Below are 22,945 nucleotides of genomic sequence, written 5' to 3'. Positions count from 1 at the left end.
AGGGCGGGTGACGCTTTGCATCACGGGGCGGGATAGGAGCGATCAATATAATGGGAGCGATCAAACGCCGTACTGCGCATTGAAAAACTGGACCGTATTTTCGTACTTGAACTGGATGGCGGTCGGAAGCGCTTGCCATGACCCAAACACGTTGGCCATCGGCTCGTAGAACGCTTCGACTGTCAACGGCACAGGGCCGCAATAGCTGTTTCGATGGGTTACCGCCCAATTCACCACATTGCGACTGATGGATACGCCATTCTTTAGAGGGACATCCCACTTGACGATGACATCTTCGTTTTGCGCCGACCGTAGAGGAATGCTTTTTGCGATTTCGGCTGTTCTCTCATCGACGACTATGCCCAGCCACTGGGTAGTTTCTCCAAGCTCGTACGCGTCTACCAGTGCGGGGCCGGAAAAGAGGTTTGCTGCGAAGTTGAAGCTGAAGCGCCCTTGGGAGATTCCACCTCGGAGAGGAATGCAGTAGTGAAGAGCTTGAGTAAAGACTTCTGTCGTGAGAAGAATGAGCGCAAGCGCATCGTTTTGAGTGTTACCTTTCGAAAAAGCAATCATGGTGTCCGAGAAGATGAACGAGTGAACCTGATCTGTCAGAATCTCATTTGTGTCTGAGCGCTCAATTTCAAGGTGCAGCCGCTCGTTCCGAGCACGGCTTAGATCACAAAGTTTCTGCCATGCGCTTTCTGGATCGCGCTTGGTCAATGTACTCATTCCAAGCATATCGAAGTGAGCTACAAATCGATCGTCACCGTGGTTGGGCATGTTTTCAGGCTCTAACGTTAAAGGGAATGGGTGCTCTGTTAGAGCATATAAATGCGAATTATGGAATGGGCGACCACACTGAGTCCCTTTGTGGTGTCTCTACTAACTGCCATGTGACTCCAGTATTTACGTTCATTAAGAATGTAAACTTCATCGCAAGCCCCGACGTGAACAGCTGGTAATTCACTCTTCCATCATGCCGCTTATCGAGTGGATGGCTATTTCGAGGCATCTCCTGCCAGGCGATGTTGTCATCTTTTGTCTTAACAATTTGGTAGATGGCCCCCGAATATTTGTCGAGTTTGAAGGTCCCTCGTGCTGCGAGAGGTGACTGGAGGAATTCAAAGCGCACTTCGGGTGGCACAGTTGTCTTTTGATGATTTGGGGTTGCATTATCTGCCCTCGAGGTAGAGGCAATGCAACATGCAAAAAAGATGAAGGATCGTTTCATGTTTAGTCTTAACCACTATTTGACACCAAATGGTGTGAACAAACACACTACTTGGTGCATAACATTCCCTCGCGAATCCCCTGTAGGCTGCAGCTTTTGGCATGAAGCCGGTGTTTTTTTAGGGCGTTATGCACCATGAATGGCAAGCCAAAGTTTATTAGTCCTGCCTCAATCCCAACTCAACGCCCCCCCGGTTTGATACTCGATCACCCGCGTCTCAAAGAAGTTCTTCTCCTTCTTCAGATCCATGATCTCGCTCATCCACGGGAAGGGGTTGGTGGTGCCGGGGTATTGTTCCGGCAGGCCGAGCTGGCTCAGGCGGCGGTTGGCGATGAATTTGAGGTAGTCCTCCATCATCGTCGCGTTCATGCCGAGCACGCCGCGGGGCATGGTGTCGCGGGCGTATTCGATTTCCAGTTGGGTGCCCTGGAGGATCATCTGGGTCGCTTCGTCCTTCATCTCGGCGTCCCACAGGTGCGGGTTCTCGATCTTGATCTGGTTGATCATGTCGATGCCGAAGTTCAGGTGCATGGACTCGTCGCGCAGGATGTACTGGAACTGCTCGGCGGTGCCGGTCATCTTGTTGCGGCGGCCCATGGAGAGGATCTGGGTGAAGCCGCAGTAGAAGAAGATGCCTTCCAGCACGCAGTAGTAGGCGATCAGGTTGCGCAGCAGCTGGCGGTCGGTTTCCGGGGTGCCGGTGTCGAAGGTCGGGTCGGAGATCGAGCGGGTGTACTTGAGGCCCCAGGAGGCCTTCTTCGCGACGCTCGGGATCTCATGGTACATGTTGAAGATCTCGCCCTCGTCCATGCCGAGCGACTCGATGCAGTACTGGTAGGCGTGGGTGTGGATCGCTTCCTCGAAGGCCTGGCGCAGGATGTACTGGCGGCACTCGGGGTTGGTGATCAGGCGGTAGATGGCCAGCGCCAGGTTGTTGGCGACCAGCGAATCGGCGGTGGAGAAGAAGCCGAGGTTGCGCTTGATGATGCGCCGCTCGTCCTCGGTGAGGCCGTCGGCGCTCTTCCACAGGGCGATGTCGGCGTTCATGTTGATTTCCTGCGGCATCCAGTGGTTGGCGCAGCCGTCGAGGTATTTCTGCCAGGCCCAGTCGTACTTGAAGGGGACGAGCTGGTTGAGGTCGGCGCGGCAGTTGATCATGCGCTTCTCGTCGACGCGCACGCGCGCCGCTGCGCCTTCGAGGTCTTCCAGGCCTTCGCGGATGTCCAGTTCGTTGAGCGCGGCCTTGGCGCGGGCCACCGCGTCGGAGTCGTCGGCGGCGATGGCGCGGGCCTCGTGGGCGGCGGCGTCGCCGACGCTGTCCAGGCGCTCCAGGGTCATGGCGGCCTGCGGTTGCGCGGTGGTGGCGGGCTTGGCGGCGGCGCCTTCTTCGGGTTGATCGAATTCGTCCCAGCTGAGCATGGCGGGTTCTCCTGGTCGGGACCGGCGGGCCGGTCGGTGCGAGTCGGTCGGCCTCCCGCGGCGCGGGAGGCGCGGAATCTGTGGGGAAGGGGAGCACGCCCCTCTCCCTGGCCTTCTCCCCAGAGGGGAGAGGGGATGCAGTGCCGGCCTGCGGGTCAGCCGGTCACTGACAGGCTTCGCAGTCCGGGTTGTCGATGCTGCACGCTTGCGGCACCGGCGCCGGCTTGGGTTCGGCGGCGGACAGGCTCTCGTCGATCACCGAGGACACGGCGTTGAGCTTGCCGGTGTTGATGGTCGACTTCTCGGCGCTGGTGGCGGCCAGGGCGCGGAGGTAGTAGGTGGTCTTCAGGCCGCGGAACCAGGCCATGCGGTAGGTCACGTCGAGCTTCTTGCCCGAGGCGCCGGCGATGTACAGGTTCAGCGACTGGGCCTGGTCGATCCACTTCTGCCGGCGGCTGGCGGCCTCGACGATCCACTTGGTCTCCACCTCGAAGGCGGTTGCGTAGAGGGCCTTGAGGTCGGTTGGGATGCGCTCGATCTGCTGCACCGAGCCGTCGTAGTACTTGAGGTCGTTGACCATCACCCCGTCCCACAGCTCGCGCGCCTTGAGGTCGTGGACCAGGTAGGGATTGATCACGGTGAACTCGCCGGAGAGGTTCGACTTCACGTAGAGGTTCTGGTAGGTCGGCTCGATGGACTGCGACACGCCGACGATGTTGGAGATGGTCGCGGTCGGCGCGATGGCCATGATGTTGGAGTTGCGCATGCCCTTCTTCACACGCTCGCGCAGCGGTGCCCAGTCCAGGGTGCTGGAGCGGTCCACCTCGATGTACTTGGTGCCGCGCTGCTCGGCGAGGATGTCCAGCGAGTCCAGCGGCAGGATGCCCCTGGACCACAGCGAACCTTCGAAGCTGGAGTAGGCGCCGCGCTCCTCGGCCAGGTCGCAGGAGGCCTGGATCGCGTAGTAGCTGATGGCTTCCATCGAGCGGTCGGCGAAGGCGATGGCCGCCTCCGAGCCGTAGGCGATGTGCTGCAGGTACAGCGCGTCCTGGAAGCCCATGATGCCGAGGCCGACCGGGCGGTGGCGGAAGTTGGCGTTACGCGCGGTGTCGACGCTGTAGTAGTTGATGTCGATGACGTTGTCGAGCATGCGCACGGCGGTCTTCACGGTGCGCGATAGCTTCTCGGTGTCCAGCCTGCCGTCATTGATGTGGTTGACCAGGTTGATCGAGCCCAGGTTGCACACGGCGATCTCGGAGTCCGAGGTGTTGAGGGTGATCTCGGTGCAGAGGTTGGAGCTGTGCACCACGCCCACGTGCTGCTGCGGGCTGCGCAGATTGCACGGGTCCTTGAAGGTCAGCCAGGGGTGGCCGGTCTCGAACAGCATCGAGAGCATCTTGCGCCACAGGTCCTTGGCGGCGATGGTCTTGAACAGCTTGATCTTGCCGTACTGGGTCAGCGCCTCGTAGTACTCGTAGCGCTCCTCGAAGGCGCGCCCGGTGAGGTCGTGCAGGTCGCGCACGTCGGACGGCGAGAACAGGGTCCACTGGCCGTCCTCGAACACCCGCTTCATGAACAGGTCCGGAATCCAGTTGGCGGTGTTCATGTCGTGGGTGCGGCGGCGGTCGTCGCCGGTGTTCTTGCGCAGTTCGAGGAATTCCTCGATGTCCAGGTGCCAGGTTTCCAGGTAGGCGCAGACCGCGCCCTTGCGCTTGCCGCCGTTGTGGGCGAGGCCGCTGGTGGTCATGTAGGACTCGTCGCCCTCCACCTTGAGGTCGAACACGAAGGGCTTGACGGCGATCGGCTGGACGTCGCGGATGCGTGAGTAGACGCAGCCCTGCCAAGTGATCCAGTTGCGCTTGGCGATGGGCTGGCAACCCACCAACTGCGCCACTTCCGGCACGGCGGGGATGCGCAGGTCGTAGGCCTTGCAGACGCCCTCGAAGCGGATCGGCGAACCGTCCGCGCGCTGGCCGACATGGTCCTGGCGGCGTTCGCGGTACTGTCCGGCGGTCGGCACGCCGAGGCGCAGCAACTGATAGCGCAGGCCCTCGATCAGCGGGCGCGAGGTGTTGGTGAAGTAGATTTCCTTGCCGCGCGAAACCCCGCCGTCGCTTTCCAGCAGGCTCCGGATCAGCGCGAGGCTCTGCTGGCGCGGTAGATGGCTGAAGCGCCGGGCGATGCGCTTGCGGCCCTGCTCGTCGTAGAGGTCGGCATGCTCGAACGGCAGGGTAGCCGCGCCGGCGCCGGTGATACGGCCGGTAGTGGCATCGCGCCGCACGCCGCGACCGGAGGCCCAGTGGATCTGGCCATAAGTCTCGTCGCGGGCGGTTTCCCAGAAGTGGATGCCGCGCGCCGACAGGTAGGCGCGCACGAAGTCCATGTGCCCGTCGCGCTGCGGATGGCCGGAAACACCCCACTGCAGGCCGTTCTTGGACAAGTGGCCATCGCCGAGCAGGATGCCGTACAGGCGGGCGTCGTCTTCGTCGAATCCGGCCACGGGCACGACTTCGCTCGGAATCACCTGGGCCATGTAGTCGCCGCGCTCGAGTTCGCCGGCGTCGATCCATTCGGGGCTGCGCTTGCCGCTTTCCAATTGGCGCAGGGTACGTTCGCCGGACTGTTCCAGCGGCACGCCGCGGATCGCGTAGAAGGGGTGGCCAGCGGTCACCTCGATCGGCTCGACGGCATGCTTGACCCGGATGGCGAGCATGGCGTCGGTCTGGTTGTAGACGAACTTGTGGGTGACTTCGCGGTAGCGGCCGCTGATCCCCAGCACCAGGTCGCCCTGCTGCAGGTCGCGGATCGGCCGCGGGCCGTCGGCGGTATGCACCAGGGTTTCGGGGGCGAAGCACTGGTTCACGGCCACCGCGGTGTCGTTGACCACCTTGAGGAAGGGCACCACGCCCTGGCTCTTGCCGTTGGTGCCCTTGATGTAGGAGCCGAGCGCGCGCACCGGGGTCCAGTCGTTGCCCAGGCCGCCGGCGAACTTGGACAGCATGGCGTTGTCGTGGATGGCGTTGTAGATGCCCGAGAGGTCGTCCGGCACCGTGGTCAGATAGCAGGAGGAGAGTTGCGGGCGCAGGGTGCCGGCGTTGAACAGGGTCGGCGTGGAGGCCATGTAGTCGAAGGACGACAGCAGGTTGTAGAACTCGATGGCGCGCTCTTCCTTCTGCGGCTCCTCGATGGCCAGGCCCATGGCGACGCGCATGAAGAACACCTGTGGCAGCTCGAAGCGGATGCCGTCCTTGTGCAGGAAGTAGCGGTCGTAGAGGGTCTGCAGGCCGAGGTAGGTGAACTGCTGGTCGCGCTCGTGATCGAGGGCGGCGCCCAGCCGGACGAGGTCGAACTCGCGCAGTTTCGGGTCGAGCAGTTCGAACTCGATGCCCTTCTCGACGTACACCGGCAGGGCCCTGGCGTAGAGGTCGGCCATCTCGTGGTGGGTGGCGGACTCGGCGACGCCCAGGAAACCGAGGGCTTCGGCGCGCAGGGTGTCCATCAGCAGGCGCGCGGTGACGTAGGAGTAGTTCGGCTCGCGCTCGACCAGGGTGCGCGCGGTCATCACCAGGGCGGTGTTGACGTCCTTCTCGGCCACGCCGTCGTAGAGGTTCTTCAGGGTTTCCTTCTGGATCAGCGCGGCATCGACCTCGGCCAGGCCCTCGCAGGCCTCGCCGATGATGGTGTCCAGGCGGCCCATGTCCAGCGGCACGAGGACTCCGTCGGCGCGGGCGACGCGAATGCTCGGGTGCGGCTGGGCGACTTCCTGGACGGCGGCGGCGCGCTTGCGTTCCTGGGCGCGGGCCTCGCGATAGATCACGTAGTCGCGGGCGACCTTGTGCTCGCCGGCGCGCATCAGCGCCAGTTCCACCTGGTCCTGGATTTCCTCGATGTGGATGGTGCCGCCGGAGGGCATGCGGCGCCTGAAGGTGGTGGTGACCTGCTCGGTCAGGCGGGCGACGGTTTCATGGATGCGCGACGAGGCGGCGGCGGTGCCGCCTTCCACTGCGAGGAACGCCTTGGTGATGGCCACGGTGATCTTGTCGTCGGTGTAGGCGACGACGGTGCCGTTGCGCTTGATCACGCGCAACTGGCCGGGTGCGGTGGCGGCCAGGTCCGGGGTCGAGTCGGCGGTCCGCGGTGCGCCGGGCGACTGGGTTTCGCGAGTGGCGTCGGTATGCATGAAGGTCCTCCATTGTGAAAGGTTTTTGCTCGGACGGCTGACGCAGCGATCCGTCCGCCGGGAGTCCGGTGCGGAAACGGCGGATGGACGGCTGCGACAGACGTCCTCATGGTGCTGTCGAATGCGGTTCCGGCCTCTGGGCCCGAACCACAACATCTAGTGGTATGCGCCGTCGGCGGCACACCCGCGAATTCGGCGACTAGCCTGCGCCGAAAGCAATGCCAGCCGCATCGGCGGCTGGCTGAATATCGTCTTTCACTATGGGGAACCGGCTGGACCAGTCCGTGGACTGGAATCTGCAGAGGACTTGCGAAGAGGGCCGGCTCCCGATCTATATCCCTATATGTAGGGGTCTGGCTGAATGGGGATACAAGATAATGCGTGCATGGGGCTTATGCAAGGCGAGACGGCCTGGATAGGCTGTGGATAAAATGTGAGTCTTCTGTGGGTGGCGGGAGGATGCTTCGATGCAGGCCGCGGTCTGCCTGGCCTGCACCGCCTGTCGTCGACAGGAGAAAATCGATGCCCCGGGCGCGGATTTCCGCTCCGTACAGAGAAACACAATATCTTGTGTTTTCCGGCGTGGCGGGAAAGCATGGGCGCATCGGCCGTTCCGCCCCGTCCGGGGTTCAGGCGGGGATGGCGACCAGGGTCAGCAGGCGCCCGTTCTCGCAGGCGAACTGGCCTTCGAGCAGGCTGCCGGCCGGCCAGTCCGGACCGAGGCCTTGGAGCAGGCGCAGGCGGGCCGTTCCGGCGGGAGTCCAGTCGAGCAGTTCGGCATGCTCGAAATAGAAACGCTGGCGGACCAGCGGATAGAGCGCCTTGAACAGGCTCTCCTTGAGAGAGAAGGTCAGGCTGGTCAGCCAGGCCTGCGCCTCGGGCGTGCCGCTCAGGCGCCCGAGTTCGGCGGGGGTGAGGATGTGTTCGGCCAGGTGCCGGGCGCGTTCGGCCGGCAGCAGGAGTTCGGTGTCCAGCCCCAGGCCGGACCAGGCGTCGGCCCGTCCGACCAGGGCGGCGGCCCAGCCGTCGCCGTGGGTGATGGAGCCGACCACCCCGGCCGGCCACTGCGGCGCGCGGTCCTCGCCGACCGCCGGTACGCCGGGCGTGCCGGTCAGTCGCTGCAGGGCCTGGCGCGCGCAGAGGCGGCCGGCCAGGTATTCGGCCTGGCGCTTGGCCACGCCGCGCACCGGCGCGATGCCGCAGGCGGTGAAGTCGGCGGCCTGCAACAGGGCCGGGTCGAAGCGGGCGCTATGGAGCGCGGTGGCGGGCAGCGCCAGAGGCAGCGGCCAGTGCGCGCTCGGCTCGCTCAGGCAGGGGGGCAGGGGGCTCTGGAAAGTCATCGCGACATTCTGCCGTGGGCTGCTCCGGGCGGATAGGGGATTTCGCGGACCGCGACGCCGCGGCGCACTTGCCACCGCCCGGGCGCGTTCTTATTCGAAGACTTCCCGGAGGAAAGCCTGCATGTCGGCCCAAGAGCGTTCGTCGGCTTCCTTCTGGTAGCCGATGTCCAGGCCGTGGCCGGCGTGGGCGTCGGCATCGGGGTTGGTGAAACTGTGCTTGGCGCCGGGATAGCTGTTGAAGCGGTAGTCGGCGCCGGCTTGCTCCATCTCGTGCTTGAAGTCGGCGATGTCCCGGTCGCTGACGAAGCTGTCGGCCTCGCCGTGGGCGACCAGTATCCGCGCCTTGACGCTGCCGGGGGTGGCGGGGGTCTGGGCGGACAGGTTGCCGTGGAAGCTGACCACCCCGGCCAGCGGTACGCCCTGGCGGGCCATGTCCAGCACCACCTTGCCGCCGAAGCAGTAGCCGATCGCGGCGATCTTCCGGCCGTCGGTCCGCGGTTGGGCCTTGAGCAGCTCCAGGCTGGCGAGGAAACGGTTCTTGGCGTTCTCGGCATTGGCCGTGGCGGCCTGCATGAAGGCCTGGGCGTCGGCCGGGTGCTCGGTGTTCCTGCCCTGGCCGTACATGTCGATGGCCAGGGCGCTGTAGCCGAGGCCGGCGAGGTCGCGGGCGCGGCGCTTGGCGTAGTCGTTCAGTCCCCACCATTCGTGCACGACCATCACGCCGGGGCGCGGCCCCTCGATGGCATCGTCGTAGGCGTAGTAGCCCACCAGCGGCGTGCCGTCGGCGCTCCGGTAGGTCAGCTCGCGGGTCTGGATCTCCGCCAGACTGGCGTTGCTGAAGGCCAGCAGAAGCAGGCCGGGCAAGTAGTGACGCATGCCGATTTCTCCCTTTCGTCGGTTTTGCCGATGGTAGCCCAGGTCGCTGGCGGAATCTCGCCTCCCGGGCGGCGGATATCCGCCCGATCGGGCGTTTTCGGCCGAATGTGTTTTTTTAAATGATTGATTTAAAAGGATATATTTTTCATGGGTACGGAATGGCATATGCCTTGCTCCTCGACCGTACAGCCCCGCTCGCGGGGATTACAAGAATCTCCCCGGAGGAGGGAGGTACCCAGTCCGGTGGCGCCGGTTTCCATGGAGGGAGTTCAGGTGTCGCTCGCGAGGACCTTGCCAAAATGTCCAATCAACAACAACCGTTCTACAAGAGCCTGTACGTCCAGGTGCTGATGGCCATCGCCATCGGTATCGCGCTGGGTCATTTCTATCCGGAAACCGGGGCGGCGATGAAGCCGCTGGGTGACGGCTTCGTCAAGCTGATCAAGATGGCCATCGCCCCCATCATCTTCTGTACCGTGGTCAGCGGCATCGCCGGCATGCAGGACATGAAGGCGGTCGGCAAGACCGGCGGCATCGCGCTGCTGTATTTCGAGATCGTTTCCACCGTGGCCTTGATCATCGGCCTGGTGGTGATCAACCTGGTGCAGCCGGGCGTTGGCATGCATGTCGACGTCTCGGCCCTGGATGCCGGCAGCGTCGCGGCCTATGCCAAGGCCGGCGGCGAGCAGAGCACCATCGGCTTCCTGCTCAACGTGATCCCCGGCACCGTGGTCGGCGCCTTCGCCAACGGCGACATCCTGCAGGTGCTGTTCTTTTCGGTGATCTTCGCCTTCGCCCTGCAACGCATGGGCGACTACGGCCGTCCGGTGCTGGAGTTCATCGACCGCATCGCTCATGTGATGTTCGGCATCATCAACATGATCATGAAGGTCGCGCCCATCGGGGCCTTCGGCGCCATGGCCTTCACCATCGGCAAGTACGGCGTCGGCTCGCTGCTGCAACTGGGCCAACTGATGCTGTGCTTCTACATCACCTGCATACTCTTCGTCCTGGTGGTGCTGGGCGGCATCGCCCGTGCCAACGGCTTCAACATCCTGCGCTTCATCCGCTACATCCGCGAGGAACTGCTGATCGTGCTCGGCACCTCGTCTTCCGAGTCGGTGCTGCCGCGCATGCTGAACAAGATGGAGAAGCTCGGCTGCCACAAGTCGGTAGTCGGCCTGGTGATCCCGACCGGCTATTCCTTCAACCTCGACGGCACCTCGATCTACCTGACCATGGCTGCGGTGTTCATCGCTCAGGCCACCGATACGCCGATGGACCTGACCCAGCAATTGACCCTGCTGGCGGTGTTGCTGGTCGCCTCCAAGGGCGCGGCGGGCGTCACCGGCAGCGGCTTCATCGTGCTGGCGGCCACCCTGTCGGCGGTCGGCCATGTGCCGGTGGCCGGTCTGGCGCTGATTCTCGGCATCGACCGCTTCATGTCCGAGGCCCGCGCTCTGACCAACCTGGTCGGCAACGGCGTGGCCAGCGTGGTGGTGGCTCGCTGGTGCGGCCAACTGGACAGCGAGCGCATGCAGCGCGAACTGGCCGGTCAGGGCAAGGAGGCCGACGTCGAGGCAGTCGCCGAGCCGGTGCTGGTCACTGAAGACGCTGCTCGCCGCTGAACTCCAGCACGCTCCGGCAACGGCGACAGAGATACCGACGACCGCGCAGCACCAGCGAATGGCGCTGCGCGCTGAAGGGGAACTCGCCGTCCGGGCACTGGCAGCGGTACAGGTAGTGGGTCACCCGGCGGCGCTGCACGACGTAGTCGTGGCAGCGCTTGGCCGGTAGCCCGTAGACCTCCCGCATGATCCGCTGCCACTCCTCCCCATGGGGCCTGATGCCCATTCCGAACATTTGAAAGGCGACCAGATGCGCCACCTCGTGGGCCACCGTCTGGCGCAGGAAGTCCTCGCGGTTCTCCGCATACAGCTGGGCATTGAAACGCAGCAGGTTTTCCCGCGGATGGGCCACGCCCGCCTTCTGGCCGCGCAGCCGCAGGCTGACCTGCGGGCGCGCGAAGTCGCGTTCGAAGAACGCCTCGGCCTGGCGGAAGCAGGCGTCGACGCGGGCAAGAATGAATTCGGGCATGGGGCGCTACCTCCTGTGCGCACCATTATGCCGAAGCCGGGCACCCGGTTGCCCGGCGCTTCGTCCGTCGGTCCCTTGCCGCAGGGCATGCCGGTCCGGCCGGATGGGCTTTTCCAGGCCCGGAAACACCGAGGCCGCCTCATGGGCGGCCTCGCGATCGGGTGATGGCTGCGTTCAACTGATATAGGTCGGGCCCAGGCCGAAGCCCCAGAGGATCACCGAGATGCCGATCATCGCCACCAGTACCACCAGGCCGACGGCGAGCACCGAACTGGAGAACAGGAAACCTTCCTCGCGAGGAATGTTCATGAAGGTCGGCAGGCCGACGTAGAGCAGGTAGGCCGTGTAGCAGACCGCCAGGGTGCCGACGACCATGGCCAGCCAGAGGCTGGGGTAGAGCGCCGCCAGACCGCCGATGAACAGCGGCGTCGCGTTGTAGGCGGCGAACACGATGCACTGCGTCAGGCTCGGGCTGGCGTCGTAGGTGCGCGCCATCCAGTGGATGAAGCCGCCCATCACCGCCACCCCGGCGAGCATCGCCAGGTAGGTCATGAGGCTCATCTGCAGCGCGCTTCCCGCCGTCAGCCGGACCGGCTCGCCGCCGGCCACGTTCCAGCCGACCTGGGTCGTACCGATGAAGGCCGAGACGGCGGGAATCGCCGCCAGGAACAGGACATGGGTGAGATACATGTGGTGGACGCTTTCCTCTTCGCCACGGATTTCCTGCCATTCCCGGTCGGGATGGGCGAACAGCCCCCAGACGTGGTTGATCATGCCGACTCTCCTCTTTTTTGTGTGGGCCGCTCCTGGGCGCCTCCGTGCCTGCGACAGACCCCGATCCGGGCCCGCGGCCTTGCAACCGAAGTATAGGTGTCGCCCGGAGGCCACGCAGATCGTGGCTTTAGAGTGATTCGCTCTCTTTCGGCGGGAGGTGATAACGCGGCACTATTACAGTCCGACGACAAGGGGGAGGCGGCGCCCCTTGCGGACGATTTGCGCGTAAAATGCCCGGCTTTTCGTACCTTCCGGATCCACAGCACCATGGGCACCCTTTCGGTCAATCAGAACAAGCTGCAGAAGCGTCTGCGCCGCCTGGCCGGCGAGGCGGTCACCGATTTCAACATGATCGAGGAGGGCGACAAGGTGATGGTCTGCCTGTCCGGTGGCAAGGACAGCTACACCATGCTCGACGTGCTGCTCTACCTGCAGAAGGTGGCGCCGATCGGCTTCGAGATCGTCGCGGTGAACATGGACCAGAAGCAGCCGGGCTTTCCCGAGGAGGTGCTGCCGACCTACCTGAAGTCCATCGGCGTCGACTACCACATCATCGAGAAGGACACCTACTCGGTGGTCAAAGAGAAGATTCCCGAGGGCAAGACCACCTGCTCGCTGTGCTCGCGCCTGCGCCGCGGCACCCTCTATACCTTCGCCGACCGGATCGGTGCGACCAAGATGGCGCTCGGCCATCATCGCGACGACATTCTCGAAACCTTCTTCCTCAACCTGTTCTACGGCGGCACCCTGAAGGCCATGCCGCCCAAGCTGCTTTCCGACGACGGGCGCAACGTGGTGATCCGCCCGCTGGCCTACTGCAGCGAGACGGACATCGAAGCCTACGCGAAGCTGAAGGAATTCCCGATCATCCCCTGCAACCTCTGCGGTTCCCAGGAAAACCTGCAGCGCCAGGTGGTCAAGGAAATGCTGCGCGAGTGGGAGCGCCAGTCGCCGGGACGCACCGAGATCATGTTCCGCGCCCTGCAGAACGTGCACCCTTCGCAACTGGCCGACCGCAAGCTGTTCGACTTCGCCGGCCTGCGCATCGACGACAGCGCCGCGCCGCGCTTCGTCGATGCGGTGAACCTGTGAGCCCCTGGCCGAACGCCCGGCTTGAAAGCCGCCGGGCCACTGGAGTAAGGTTCGGAAATCCCACGGAGAACATCATGCCGCTCAGCCTCGCTTCCCTGTCCCTCGTCCATGCCGGTGCAGCCCGTACCGCGCCTGTTCGTGCGTGGCGGATCGCGGTTGCCGGCTATTACTTCGGGTATTGGTGGTTTAGCCACAGGCGCGCCTGATACCCCGTACAGGCGCCCCAGCAAGCAGGGTCGCCACCAGAGCAGTTTTCGCAAACCCCCGGTCGGCAACCCGACCGGGGGTTTTGTTTTTTCCAGCCGTAACAAGGCCTTAGTACAACGAGGAGCCACCGATGAGCACTTATTCCTATTACTGCGCTTACCGTCATGGCTGGCGATTTAGCCGCTTCGCCGCCGCCCCGACCCCTCTCGAACGAACAATCGACTAGTACCGCCGCGGACTGCCCGCGCCGGTCAAGGACTTCCAGAACATGAATGCATCCGTTTCCGCCCAGCTCGCCACCGCCGAGTCCATTCCCGCCCGCCGCAGCGCCCAGCCGCTGCCCAGGCCCTCGGTGCTGCGCCAGCGCCTGCCGCTGACTCCCGCGCTCACCGAGCGCATCCGGGCCGACCGCGCCGCCATCCGCGCGGTGCTCGACGGCCGGGACCCGCGCCTTCTGGTGGTGGTCGGCCCCTGCTCGCTGCACGACCCCGACTCCGCCCTGGATTACACCGCGCGCTTGGCCGAGCTGGCGCCGCAGGTCGACGACCGGTTGTTGCTGGTGATGCGCGCCTATGTCGAGAAGCCGCGCACCACCGTCGGCTGGAAGGGGCTGGTCTACGATCCGCACCTGGACGGCAGCGGCGACATGGCCGAGGGCCTGCGGCTGTCGCGCCGACTGATGCTGGACATTCTGGAACTGGGCCTGCCGCTGGCCAGCGAACTGCTGCAGCCGCTGGCGGCCAGCTACTTCGACGACCTGCTGGGCTGGGCCGCCATCGGCGCGCGCACCAGCGAGTCGCAGATCCACCGCGAGATGGTCAGCGGCCTGGATCTGCCGGTGGGCTTCAAGAACGGCACCGACGGCAGCCTGGGCATCGCCTGCGACGCCATGCGCTCGGCCGCCCATGCCCATCGGCATTTCGGCATCGACGAACTGGGCCATCCGGCCCTGCTGCAGACCCGCGGCAACCCGGATACCCATCTGGTGCTGCGCGGCGGCCACGGCGGACCGAACCACGACGCGGCCAGCGTCGCCGGCGCCCGTCAGGCCCTGGAGCGCCAGGGCATCGCCGCGCGGATCATGGTCGACTGCAGCCACGCCAACAGCGGCAAGGACCCGTTGCGCCAGCCGGCCGTGCTGGACGACGTGCTCGCGCAGCGCCTGGCCGGCGATACCAGCCTGCGCGGGGTGATGCTGGAAAGCCATCTGTTCGACGGCTGCCAGCCGCTGTCCGGCGAGCTGCGCTACGGTGTCTCGATCACCGACGGCTGTCTCGGCTGGAGCGCCACCGAACGGATGCTGCTGGACGCCGCCCGGCGCCTGCGCGCTTGAGTCGCAGCTGAGACGCACTTGCAAGACGGTATCTCCTGCAGGCAACCTCTGTCGCTGCTTTTCCGGACCGGACCTTCAGGATGCGCGACTACAGATGGATGCACGAATACTGTCTCAACCGTTTCGGCTCGGCGGCCGCGCTGGAGGCGCGGCTGCCGCAGCCGAAGAGTGCCGACGAGCTGCGCGCGATTCCCGATGATCGTTACCTTTCGCTGATCAGCCTGCGGGTGTTCCACGCCGGCCTCAAGCACAGCGTGGTGGATGCCAAGTGGCCGGCCTTCGAGGAGGCCTTCTTCGGCTTCGATCCGCACAAGGCGGTGCTGATGGACGCCGGGCATCTGGAACGGCTGATGCACGACGAGCGGCTGATCCGCCACCTGGCCAAGCTCAGGAGCGTGCCGCTCAACGCCCGCCTCGTGCTGGACGTGGCGCGGGAGAAGGGCGGCTTCGGCGCGCTGATCGCCGACTGGCCGGTCGAGGATATCGTCGGCCTGTGGAAATACCTGTCCAAGCACGGCAACCAGCTCGGCGGACTGTCGGCGCCGCGTCTGCTGCGCATGGCCGGCAAGGACACCTTCGTTCCCACCGAGGACGTGGTCGCCGCGCTCAAGGCCCAGGGCATCGTCGACAAGGCGCCGAACAGCCGGAAGGACCTGGCCGCGGTGCAGGCCGCCTTCAATCGCTGGCGGGCGGAAAGCGGCCGGCCGCTGTGCCAGTTGTCGGTGATGCTCGCCCACACAGTGAACCATTGATGACGGCGCGTCGGCCGGCGGGGCGGCGGGCGACCGAAGGCCTTTTCCCTCCGGCGCTTTCCGGTCTTCACTGAGTCCGCATCGTTCGCCACGGGCAGGTCCCAAGGAGGCTGCATGGATACCATCGAGCGGATCGCCAGGGGCCTGTCGCGGGCCGAGCGGATCCTCGTCATCAGCGGCGCCGGGCTTTCCGCCGACTCCGGCCTGCCCACCTATCGCGGCCTCGGCGGCCTCTACAACGGCCGCACGGCGGAGGGCCTGCCGATCGAGGCGGCGCTGTCCGCCGACATGCTGCGCCGCGATCCGGCGCTGTGCTGGAAATATCTCGCCGAACTGGGCCGGGCCTGCCTCGCGGCCCGCCCCAACGCCGGCCACGAGGCCATCGCCGAGCTGCAGCGGCGCAAGCCCGGCTGCTGGGTGCTGACCCAGAACATCGACGGCTACCACCGCGCCGCCGGCTCGCCGCCGGAACGGCTGATCGAGATCCATGGCGAGCTGGCGCCGCTGTATTGCCAGACCTGCGGCAGGCGCAGCGAGGAGCTGTCCGAGTACCTGGAGCGGCCGCTGCCGCCGCGCTGCGCGTACTGCGGCGGCGTGCTCCGCCCGCCGGTGGTGCTGTTCGGCGAGGAGCTTTCCGCCCACGGTTGCCGGACCCTCGCCGAACAGCTCACCCGGGGCTTCGACGCGGTGCTGGCGGTGGGGACCACGGCGAGCTTTCCCTATATCGTCGAGCCGGTCCTGCGTACCTGGCAGACCGGCGGTTTCACCGCGGAAATCAATCCGCAGCGGACCGATCTCAGCGACATCGTCGATATCCATGCGCCGGAACGGGCATCCCGGCTCCTGCCGGCCCTGCTGGAGCGCCTTTCCCGCGGCTGAGTTCGCGCCTTTGGCGGAGTGCGCGAGGCAGTCCGCGCGAGGCGTTCATGGCGGCAAAGGGTTTGCGACTGGTTGTCGCAGGAGCGACAAGGGTCGGCAGCCGCGAAAGGCTTTTCGAGCGCGTTCGGTGATCAGGCTGAAACCCGCGCCATATCTGGCTTTCAGTGCTTTTTAAGGCAATTCGCGCCTATGTCGGAAAGGCGACAGCGCCTGCACGGAGGACGGGCGAAAACGCTTCCTTTGTCACAATCCGCACAGAGACTATTTGTAAATCACTCTCATCGCAGGCATATTCGCCCGCCATTGGACTTTTGGATAAGCCTTTGCCCATGCTGAATCGTCTCGCAACCCTCGTGCCCCTGGCGCTCGCCGTCTTCCTGACCGGCTGCGCGGGGCAGGCTCTGCAGCAGGAATTCGCCGCTCCCGAGCGGGTATCCCTGATCCAGGAGCCCAGCCAAAAGGATCTGGCCGCGTTGAACGACGGCTACCGTCTGCCGGCACTGGCCGACAGCATTCTGGTCCGCGGTTTCGGCCTGCTCGGCACGCCCTACCGCTACGGTGGCAGCTCGGCAGTCACCGGTTTCGACTGCAGCGGCTTCATCGGCTACCTGTTCCGCGAAGAGGCGGGCATCAAGCTGCCGCGTTCGACCCGCGAGATGATCACCCTCGATGCGCCCCGCGTGGCCCGCAACGAGCTGCAGGCCGGCGACCTGATCTTCTTCAACAACCGTGGCCGTGGCCAGGTCAACCATGTCGGCGTCTACATCGGCAACGGTCGTTTCCTGCATTCCGCCAGCCGTCGCAGCGGCGGCGTGCGAGTGGACAGCCTGCAGAACTCGTACTGGAGTTCCAGCTACCTGCAGGCCAAGCGCGCCCTGGTGCTGGCGTCCGAAAGCAAGCAGGCGCAGGCCGGCCGTTCCCTGGTGTTGGCCGCACAGCACGACTGAGGTCTTCCCGTTCCGCAAAGGCCCGATCGCCCCGAGGCGATCGGGCCTTTGCGTTTTCGCGGGGCCGGATGGCGGCTTGCGCGAGGTGCCGCCCGTCGGCAGAGTAGAGCGACCCGACAACCGGACTGTCGCCCATGCCCGCCCAGGCCCGCCTTCTCGTCCCTATCCTGCTCGCCGTGCTGCTCGCGGCCTGTTCCGCCCGTTCTCCCTCGCCCAAGGCTCCGTCCGCTGGCGCTCCTCCCGCTTCGCCACAGGCGGAGGACGTGCTGGTTCGCGCCCTCGGGCTGGTCGGCACGCCCTATCGCTGGGGCGGCAATACCCCGGATTCCGGATTCGACTGCAGCGGTCTGATCGGTTATGTCTACCGCGAGGCGGCGGGCATCCGCCTGCCGCGCTCGACCCGCGAGATGCTCGCCATGGGGGCGCCCAGCGTGCATTCCGGGGCCCTGCGCAGCGGCGACCTGGTGTTCTTCGCCACCGGCGGCGGTGGCCGGGTCAGTCATGCCGGCATCTACGTGGGCGAGGGGCGCTTCGTGCACGCTCCCTCCAGCGGCGGCACCGTGCGGCTGGATCGTCTGTCCGACGACTACTGGCGCGCCCGCTACCTGGGCGCCAGGCGCGTGCTGCGCGCCATGCCCGTGGCGCGCCAGCCCTGACGCGGACCGTCAGGCCTGTGCGGCGAGCCAGTCGCGCAGCACCTGCTGGCCGCGCCGGCGCAGCGCTTCTCCCACCTCTTTCGCCTGCCGGCGGATGACCACCGGGTCGATTCCGCTGGCGGACAGTTCCGCCGCATGGCCGATCAGCCATTGTTCGATCCGCGCCGGATCGGCTTCGAGGTGGAATTGCAGGCCGAGCACGGCCGTGCCGAGCGCGAAGGCCTGGTTCGGGCAGATGTCGGTGCGGGCAAGGAGGGTGGCGCCCGGCGGCAGCTCGAACATGTCGCCATGCCAGTGCAGCACGGTGCCACCGTCGCCCAGCGCGGCCAGGCAGCCGGCGGCGCCCTCCGCGGTCAGCCGCAGGCCGCCGAAGCCGATTTCCTTGACGCCCATCGGCGCGACCCCGGCCCCCAGGGCGCGGGCGATCAACTGGGCGCCCAGGCAGATGCCGAGCAGCGGCTTGCCGCTGCGCAGGCGCCGGGCGAGCAGTTCCAGCTCCGCCTGCAGGAAGGGGTAGGTGGCTTCGTCGTAGGCACCGATGGGGGCGCCGAGGACCGCCAGGAGGTCGGGCGACTCCGCCTCCAGCGCGGCCAGTTCGCCGGCGGCGAGGATGCCGGGGTCGGCATAGCGGATCTGGTAGCCCAGTTCTTCGAGTACGGGGGCGAAGACGCCGAGGTCCTCGAAGGCGACGTGGCGGATGGCTAGGACGGTTTTCATTCCTGTACCGGTTCGGGTTGTGGGTGTAAGAAGGCACCCTATGCGATGGACTCGATGGCTGTCGAGGCGCCATTCATTTCCTTACAACAGGAGCCCGAGCATGCACGCCGCCATTTCCGATCTCGCCCGCCGCCTGCGCGACTGTGACCGGCTGGTGCTTTTCACCGGCGCCGGGGTGTCCGCCGAAAGCGGCATCCCGACCTTCCGCGACGCCCAGACCGGGCTCTGGGCGCGCTACAGCCCGGAGCAACTGGCCAGCCCCGAGGGATTTCGCGCCGATCCGCGCACCGTCTGGGCGTGGTACGCCTGGCGCCGCGAAAAATGCTTGGCCGCCGCGCCGAACCCGGCGCACCTGGCCATCGCCGAATTGCAGCGGCGGTTGCCCGGGGTCACGCTGATCACCCAGAACGTCGACGGCCTGCATCAGCGCGCCGGCAGCGAAGCGCCGCTGGAACTGCACGGCAACCTCCACCGGTTGAAGTGCTTTCGCTGCGGGGCCGACGGCGGCGACTGGCCGGAAACGCTCGATCCCCTGCCGCGCTGCGTCTGCGGCGGCCTGCTGCGCCCGGCGGTGGTCTGGTTCGGCGAGAGCCTGCCCGGCGAGGTGCTGGCCCGGGCGAGCGAGGCCGGCCTGCAGGCCGGGCTGTTCTTCAGCATCGGTACTTCCAGCCTGGTCTATCCGGCCGCCGATCTGCCGTTCCAGGCCAAGCGCCGCGGCGCCTTCGTGGTCGAGATCAACCCGCAGCCGACCCCGCTCAGCCGGCACGCCGACCTCTGCCTGCACGGTGCGGCCGGCGGTGTCCTGCCGCGCCTGCTAGCCGCGCTGGAATGATGAATGCCCTGCATCGAGCGCATGAGCGACGCTCAGGATGGATGATCCGTCGCATTGTGCCCGGAGGGCGTTTCCACTACCCTGCGCGCCTCGCTTCAGGTGCCCCAAGGGTGAAACAGGGAAGCCGGTGCGTGCCGCGACCATTCGCGGCGCAAGGCCGGCGCTGCCCCCGCAACGGTAGACGAGTCGCGAAACCGCAATAGCCACTGTGTTGCTCGGACACGGGAAGGCGCGGTTTCGGAAGCCGCCGCATGGCGCTTCGCTCGTGAGCCCGGAGACCGGCCTGTGGCGATCCATGGCGGTGCGGAGGGCGGCGCGGGTTGCCCGTCCGTTTTTCCGTCCGCTTTCGCAGCCTTCAGGCCGTGCGGGTGGCGCGGCGGAGAACGACCTTGATTCGCAAGCCCTGTTTCGGGCCGGCGGCGTCCGCGCTGCTGGGCCTTTTTCCTTTTTCCCCGCTCCTGGCGGCCGACGAACCCCTCGCCCTCGACGATCTGGTGGTGACCGCCGCACGCAGTGCCCAGAGCCTGCGCGACAGTCTCGCCGCAGTGAGCCTGATCGAGCGCGACGACATCGAGCGCAGCCAGGCGCAGTCGGTGCCGGAGCTGCTCAAGAAGGTGCCGGGGGTGTCCATCGCCAACAATGGCGGGCCGGGCAAGTCCACTTCCGTCTACCTGCGCGGCACCGAATCCGACCACGTGCTGGTGCTGATCGATGGCGTACGGGTCGGTTCGGTGACCAGCGGCACCGCCGCCTGGCAGGACCTGCCGGTGGAGATGATCGAGCGCATCGAGGTGGTCCGCGGGCCGCGCTCCAGCCTGTACGGCTCGGAGGCCATCGGCGGGGTGATCCAGATCTTTACCCGCAAGGGTGGCGACGGCGCGCCCAGGCCGTTCTTCTCCGCCGGCTACGGCACCCACGACAGCTACACCGGCAGCCTCGGCGTCTCCGGCGGCAACGCCCACGGCTGGTACAGCCTGGCGCTGAGCAGCGCGGACAGCGACGGCATCAACGTCAAGCGTCCCGGCGCCAGCGGCTACGAGAGCGACGCCGACGGCTACCGCAACCACTCCGCCTCGCTGCGCGCCGGCTGGCGCTTCGACAACGGTCTGGAGCTGGAGGGCAGCTTCCTGCGCGCCAAGTCGCACAACGATTACGATCAGGTGAACAGCCGGCGCACGTCCGGCTTCTCCGCCAATGCCGACGGCGAGCAGAACGTGGTCAGCGGTCGCGCCCGTTTCAGCCCGCTGGCGTTCTGGCAGGTCACCCTGCAGGCGGGGCGCAACGAGGACAAGTCCGACACCTACCAGGACGGCCACTTCTATTCGCGTTTCGACAGCCGCCGCGACAGCGCCAGTTGGCAGAACGACCTGACCCTGGCCGAAGGCCACATCCTCACCCTGGGCGTCGACTACCAGCGCGAGGAAGTCAACGGCAGCACCGACTACGACGAGGATTCGCGGGAAAACAACGGCGCCTTCATCCAGTATCTCGGCGAATACGGTCGCCACGACTGGCAGGTGTCCCTGCGCCGCGACAACAACGAGCAGTTCGGCCAGCACGAGACCGGCAACATCGCCTACGGCTACGCCCTGACCGACGCCCTGCGCGCCACCATCAGCTACGGCAGCGCCTTCAAGGCACCGACCTTCAACGAGCTGTACTATCCCTTCTACGGCATCGCCGACCTCGAAGAAGAGACCTCGCACAGCCTGGAGGTCGGCCTGTCCGGCTCGCACGCCTGGGGACACTGGTCGCTGAACGCCTATCGCACCAAGGTGAACGACCTGATCGTCTACGATTCTTCCATCCAGGGGCCGGCGAACCTCGACGAGGCGCGTATCCGCGGCCTCGAGCTGGAGGTCGGCAGCCGTACCTTCGGCTGGGACTGGAGCGCCAACTACAGCCTGCTGGAGCCGGAAAACAGCGGCTCGGGCACCAACGACGGCAACGAGCTGCCGCGCCGCGCCGCGCAGATGTTCAACCTGGAGCTGGACAGGCGCTTCGGCGATTTCGCCGTCGGCGCCACGTTGCACGCCGAGGGCCGGCGCTACGACGACGTGGCCAACGACGACGAACTGTCCGGCTATGCCACCGTGGATCTGCGCGGCGAATACCGCATCAGCCCGGAGTGGCGCCTGCAGGCGCGTGTCGCCAACCTGCTGGACGCCGATTACCAAACCGCCCTGGACTACAACCAGCCGGGGCAGGCGGTGTACCTTACCGTCCGCTATCAGGCGCTGTGAGGCGCCGCCGGCCGGCGGGCCGGAACCCTACAAGGAGAAAGCGCATGCTCAATCTGTCCTCCCGCAGCCAACTGATCGTCGGTGCGCTGCTGGCCCTGCTGATGGCCGTGACCCGTGGTCATCACTTCGCCACTCTCGATCTGCCGAGCGCCTCCTGGGCGGTGTTCTTCCTCGCCGGCGTCCTGCTGCGCCCGCGCTGGGCGTTCCCGGCGCTGTTCCTGGAAGCCTCGCTGCTCGACTTCGTCGCCATCGGCTGGATGGGCGCGAGCGACTGGTGCCTGTCGCCGGCCTACTGGCTGCTGGTGCCGGCCTACGGCTCGCTGTGGCTGGGCGGACGCCTCTATGCCCGCCTGCAACGCGACAGCCTGGTCGCGCTCGGCCTGGCGGTGGTCTTCGGCGCTTTCGTCTGCTACCTGTTCTCCGGCGGCGGTTTCTACTTCTTCTCCGGCCGCTACGCGGAGCCGACCTTCGCCGGCTTCGTGCAGCGCCTGATCGCCTACTACCCGCGCAACCTGGCCGGCCTGGCCCTCTACGTGGGCCTCGCCGCGCTGCTCTACGCGGGCTTCGCCACCCGCCTGAAGACGCTGCGGGTGCAGGACGCGCGCGGATGAGCGAGTCGCCGGAGCGGGACGCCCGCCACAAGGCACGCATGCAGCGCAAGAAAGCGGTGGTCGACGCAAGGATCGCCCGCGCCGGCGACGAGCACGGCCTCTTGCTGGTGCACACCGGCAACGGCAAGGGCAAGAGCAGCGCCGCCTTCGGCATGGCCGCCCGCGCTCTGGGGCACGGCATGCGGGTCGGCGTGGTGCAGTTCGTCAAGGGCGCCGCCAGCACTGGCGAGGAAGCCTTCTTCCGGCGTTTTCCCGAGCAGGTGTGCTACCACGTGATGGGCGAGGGCTTCACCTGGGAAATCCAGGACCGCCAGCGCGACATCGACAGGGCCCGCGAGGCCTGGAAGGTGGCCCGCGAACTGCTCGGCGATCCGTCGATCGGCCTGGTGCTGCTCGATGAACTGAACATCGCGCTGAAATACGGCTATCTGGAGCTGGAGCCGGTGCTCGCCGACATCCGCGCCCGGCCGTGGCACCAGCACGTGGTGGCGACCGGCCGTGGCGCGCCGCCCGGACTGATCGAGGCGGCCGACACCGTGACCGAGATGAGCCCGGTCAAGCACGCCTTCCAGGCCGGGGTGAAAGCGCAGAAGGGGATCGAGTTCTGATGCGGCGGGCAGAAGCGCGTGGCTCGCGTAGGCCGGGTAACGGCGCGGCCTTGCCCAGCCTGGGACCCGGGCTGGAAAACGCTGCGCGGTTTTCCACGGGCCGGCCGTCCAGCCTGCGGCCGTCGCCTCCATTCGCGGTCCCGCTCCCCGG

19 protein-coding genes and 1 riboswitch are annotated in these 22,945 nt (G+C 66.1%); of the genes, 11 read left to right on the top strand and 8 right to left on the bottom strand.

The features are described from left to right. Positions 1 to 60 precede the first annotated feature (60 nt). The 5 genes from AVCA_RS15120 to AVCA_RS15100 all read right to left on the bottom strand — a co-directional run bounded on the left by AVCA_RS15120 (position 61) and on the right by AVCA_RS15100 (position 9,046). The gene (locus AVCA_RS15120) at positions 61 to 780 is read right to left on the bottom strand and encodes a hypothetical protein (protein WP_012701869.1); all 720 of its coding nucleotides are present in this window, start codon (positions 778 to 780) and stop codon (positions 61 to 63) included. A 619-nt stretch (positions 781 to 1,399) separates the two neighbouring features. Next, the gene (locus AVCA_RS15115) at positions 1,400 to 2,650 is read right to left on the bottom strand and encodes a ribonucleotide-diphosphate reductase subunit beta (protein WP_012701868.1); all 1,251 of its coding nucleotides are present in this window, start codon (positions 2,648 to 2,650) and stop codon (positions 1,400 to 1,402) included. 163 nt (positions 2,651 to 2,813) lie between these two features. Next, positions 2,814 to 6,830 (bottom strand): ribonucleoside-diphosphate reductase subunit alpha, encoded by a 4,017-nt coding sequence (locus AVCA_RS27130; RefSeq protein WP_012701867.1) that lies wholly within the window; start codon positions 6,828 to 6,830, stop codon positions 2,814 to 2,816. A gap of 629 nt (positions 6,831 to 7,459) precedes the next feature. Then, the gene (locus AVCA_RS15105; RefSeq protein ID WP_012701866.1) at positions 7,460 to 8,170 is read right to left on the bottom strand and encodes a 4'-phosphopantetheinyl transferase family protein; all 711 of its coding nucleotides are present in this window, start codon (positions 8,168 to 8,170) and stop codon (positions 7,460 to 7,462) included. A gap of 90 nt (positions 8,171 to 8,260) precedes the next feature. Beyond that, positions 8,261 to 9,046 carry a dienelactone hydrolase family protein gene (locus AVCA_RS15100; protein WP_012701865.1) on the bottom strand — a complete coding sequence of 262 codons (786 nt, stop codon included), beginning with the start codon at positions 9,044 to 9,046 and terminating at the stop codon, positions 8,261 to 8,263. 299 nt (positions 9,047 to 9,345) lie between these two features. Here AVCA_RS15100 and AVCA_RS15095 point away from each other — a divergent pair, with 299 nt between their 5' ends. Further along, positions 9,346 to 10,674, top strand: a complete 1,329-nt coding sequence (locus tag AVCA_RS15095) for a dicarboxylate/amino acid:cation symporter (RefSeq protein WP_012701864.1) — start codon at positions 9,346 to 9,348, stop codon at positions 10,672 to 10,674. Here the strand turns inward: AVCA_RS15095 and AVCA_RS15090 are convergent. Beyond that, positions 10,649 to 11,143 carry a SprT family zinc-dependent metalloprotease gene (locus tag AVCA_RS15090; RefSeq protein ID WP_012701863.1) on the bottom strand — a complete coding sequence of 165 codons (495 nt, stop codon included), beginning with the start codon at positions 11,141 to 11,143 and terminating at the stop codon, positions 10,649 to 10,651. The genes AVCA_RS15095 and AVCA_RS15090 overlap by 26 nt on opposite strands. Positions 11,144 to 11,317: 174 nt before the next feature. Next, positions 11,318 to 11,917: a Yip1 family protein gene (locus tag AVCA_RS15085; RefSeq protein WP_012701862.1), complete on the bottom strand. Its 600-nt coding sequence runs from the start codon at positions 11,915 to 11,917 to the stop codon at positions 11,318 to 11,320. A gap of 267 nt (positions 11,918 to 12,184) precedes the next feature. Between AVCA_RS15085 and ttcA the strand changes: the two genes are divergently transcribed. The 6 genes from ttcA to AVCA_RS15055 all read left to right on the top strand — a co-directional run bounded on the left by ttcA (position 12,185) and on the right by AVCA_RS15055 (position 17,783). Next, on the top strand, positions 12,185 to 13,009 hold the full coding sequence (gene ttcA / locus AVCA_RS15080; protein WP_012701861.1) for a tRNA 2-thiocytidine(32) synthetase TtcA: 825 nt from the start codon (positions 12,185 to 12,187) through the stop codon (positions 13,007 to 13,009). 475 nt (positions 13,010 to 13,484) lie between these two features. Continuing rightward, the gene (locus tag AVCA_RS15075; RefSeq protein WP_012701859.1) at positions 13,485 to 14,549 is read left to right on the top strand and encodes a 3-deoxy-7-phosphoheptulonate synthase; all 1,065 of its coding nucleotides are present in this window, start codon (positions 13,485 to 13,487) and stop codon (positions 14,547 to 14,549) included. A gap of 80 nt (positions 14,550 to 14,629) precedes the next feature. After that, positions 14,630 to 15,301, top strand: coding sequence for a DNA-3-methyladenine glycosylase I (locus AVCA_RS15070; protein WP_012701858.1), 672 nt, complete (start codon positions 14,630 to 14,632; stop codon positions 15,299 to 15,301). 114 nt (positions 15,302 to 15,415) lie between these two features. Further along, positions 15,416 to 16,180, top strand: a complete 765-nt coding sequence (locus tag AVCA_RS15065) for an NAD-dependent deacylase (protein WP_012701857.1) — start codon at positions 15,416 to 15,418, stop codon at positions 16,178 to 16,180. A 329-nt stretch (positions 16,181 to 16,509) separates the two neighbouring features. Next, a complete protein-coding gene (locus tag AVCA_RS15060) occupies positions 16,510 to 17,127 on the top strand; it encodes a C40 family peptidase (protein WP_012701856.1) in 618 nt (205 codons plus the stop codon). 134 nt (positions 17,128 to 17,261) lie between these two features. Further along, positions 17,262 to 17,783, top strand: coding sequence for a C40 family peptidase (locus AVCA_RS15055; protein ID WP_012701855.1), 522 nt, complete (start codon positions 17,262 to 17,264; stop codon positions 17,781 to 17,783). Positions 17,784 to 17,792: 9 nt separating this feature from the next. Here AVCA_RS15055 and AVCA_RS15050 read toward each other — a convergent pair whose 3' ends face one another. After that, positions 17,793 to 18,500, bottom strand: a complete 708-nt coding sequence (locus tag AVCA_RS15050) for a glutamine amidotransferase (RefSeq protein ID WP_012701854.1) — start codon at positions 18,498 to 18,500, stop codon at positions 17,793 to 17,795. A 100-nt stretch (positions 18,501 to 18,600) separates the two neighbouring features. On the opposite strand from AVCA_RS15050, the gene AVCA_RS15045 reads away from it, so the two are divergent. The 4 genes from AVCA_RS15045 to cobO all read left to right on the top strand — a co-directional run bounded on the left by AVCA_RS15045 (position 18,601) and on the right by cobO (position 22,794). Beyond that, on the top strand, positions 18,601 to 19,332 hold the full coding sequence (locus tag AVCA_RS15045; protein WP_012701853.1) for an SIR2 family NAD-dependent protein deacylase: 732 nt from the start codon (positions 18,601 to 18,603) through the stop codon (positions 19,330 to 19,332). Positions 19,333 to 19,412: 80 nt separating this feature from the next. Further along, positions 19,413 to 19,633: riboswitch (cobalamin riboswitch) on the top strand. A gap of 88 nt (positions 19,634 to 19,721) precedes the next feature. Then, complete coding sequence (gene btuB / locus AVCA_RS15040) at positions 19,722 to 21,575, top strand: TonB-dependent vitamin B12 receptor (RefSeq protein WP_015589518.1); 1,854 nt, start codon at positions 19,722 to 19,724, stop codon at positions 21,573 to 21,575. A 44-nt stretch (positions 21,576 to 21,619) separates the two neighbouring features. Next, positions 21,620 to 22,186 carry a hypothetical protein gene (locus AVCA_RS15035; protein ID WP_041807292.1) on the top strand — a complete coding sequence of 189 codons (567 nt, stop codon included), beginning with the start codon at positions 21,620 to 21,622 and terminating at the stop codon, positions 22,184 to 22,186. Then, positions 22,183 to 22,794 carry a cob(I)yrinic acid a,c-diamide adenosyltransferase gene (gene cobO, locus AVCA_RS15030; RefSeq protein WP_041807290.1) on the top strand — a complete coding sequence of 204 codons (612 nt, stop codon included), beginning with the start codon at positions 22,183 to 22,185 and terminating at the stop codon, positions 22,792 to 22,794. Before AVCA_RS15035 ends, cobO begins: the two co-directional genes overlap by 4 nt. The last annotated feature ends 151 nt before the right edge of the window (positions 22,795 to 22,945 follow it).

This window comes from Azotobacter vinelandii CA (genome assembly GCF_000380335.1).
Classification (GTDB): domain Bacteria; phylum Pseudomonadota; class Gammaproteobacteria; order Pseudomonadales; family Pseudomonadaceae; genus Azotobacter; species Azotobacter vinelandii.
Note: the sequence above shows the minus strand (reverse complement) of the source record. Positions and strands in the feature narration are given on the sequence as shown.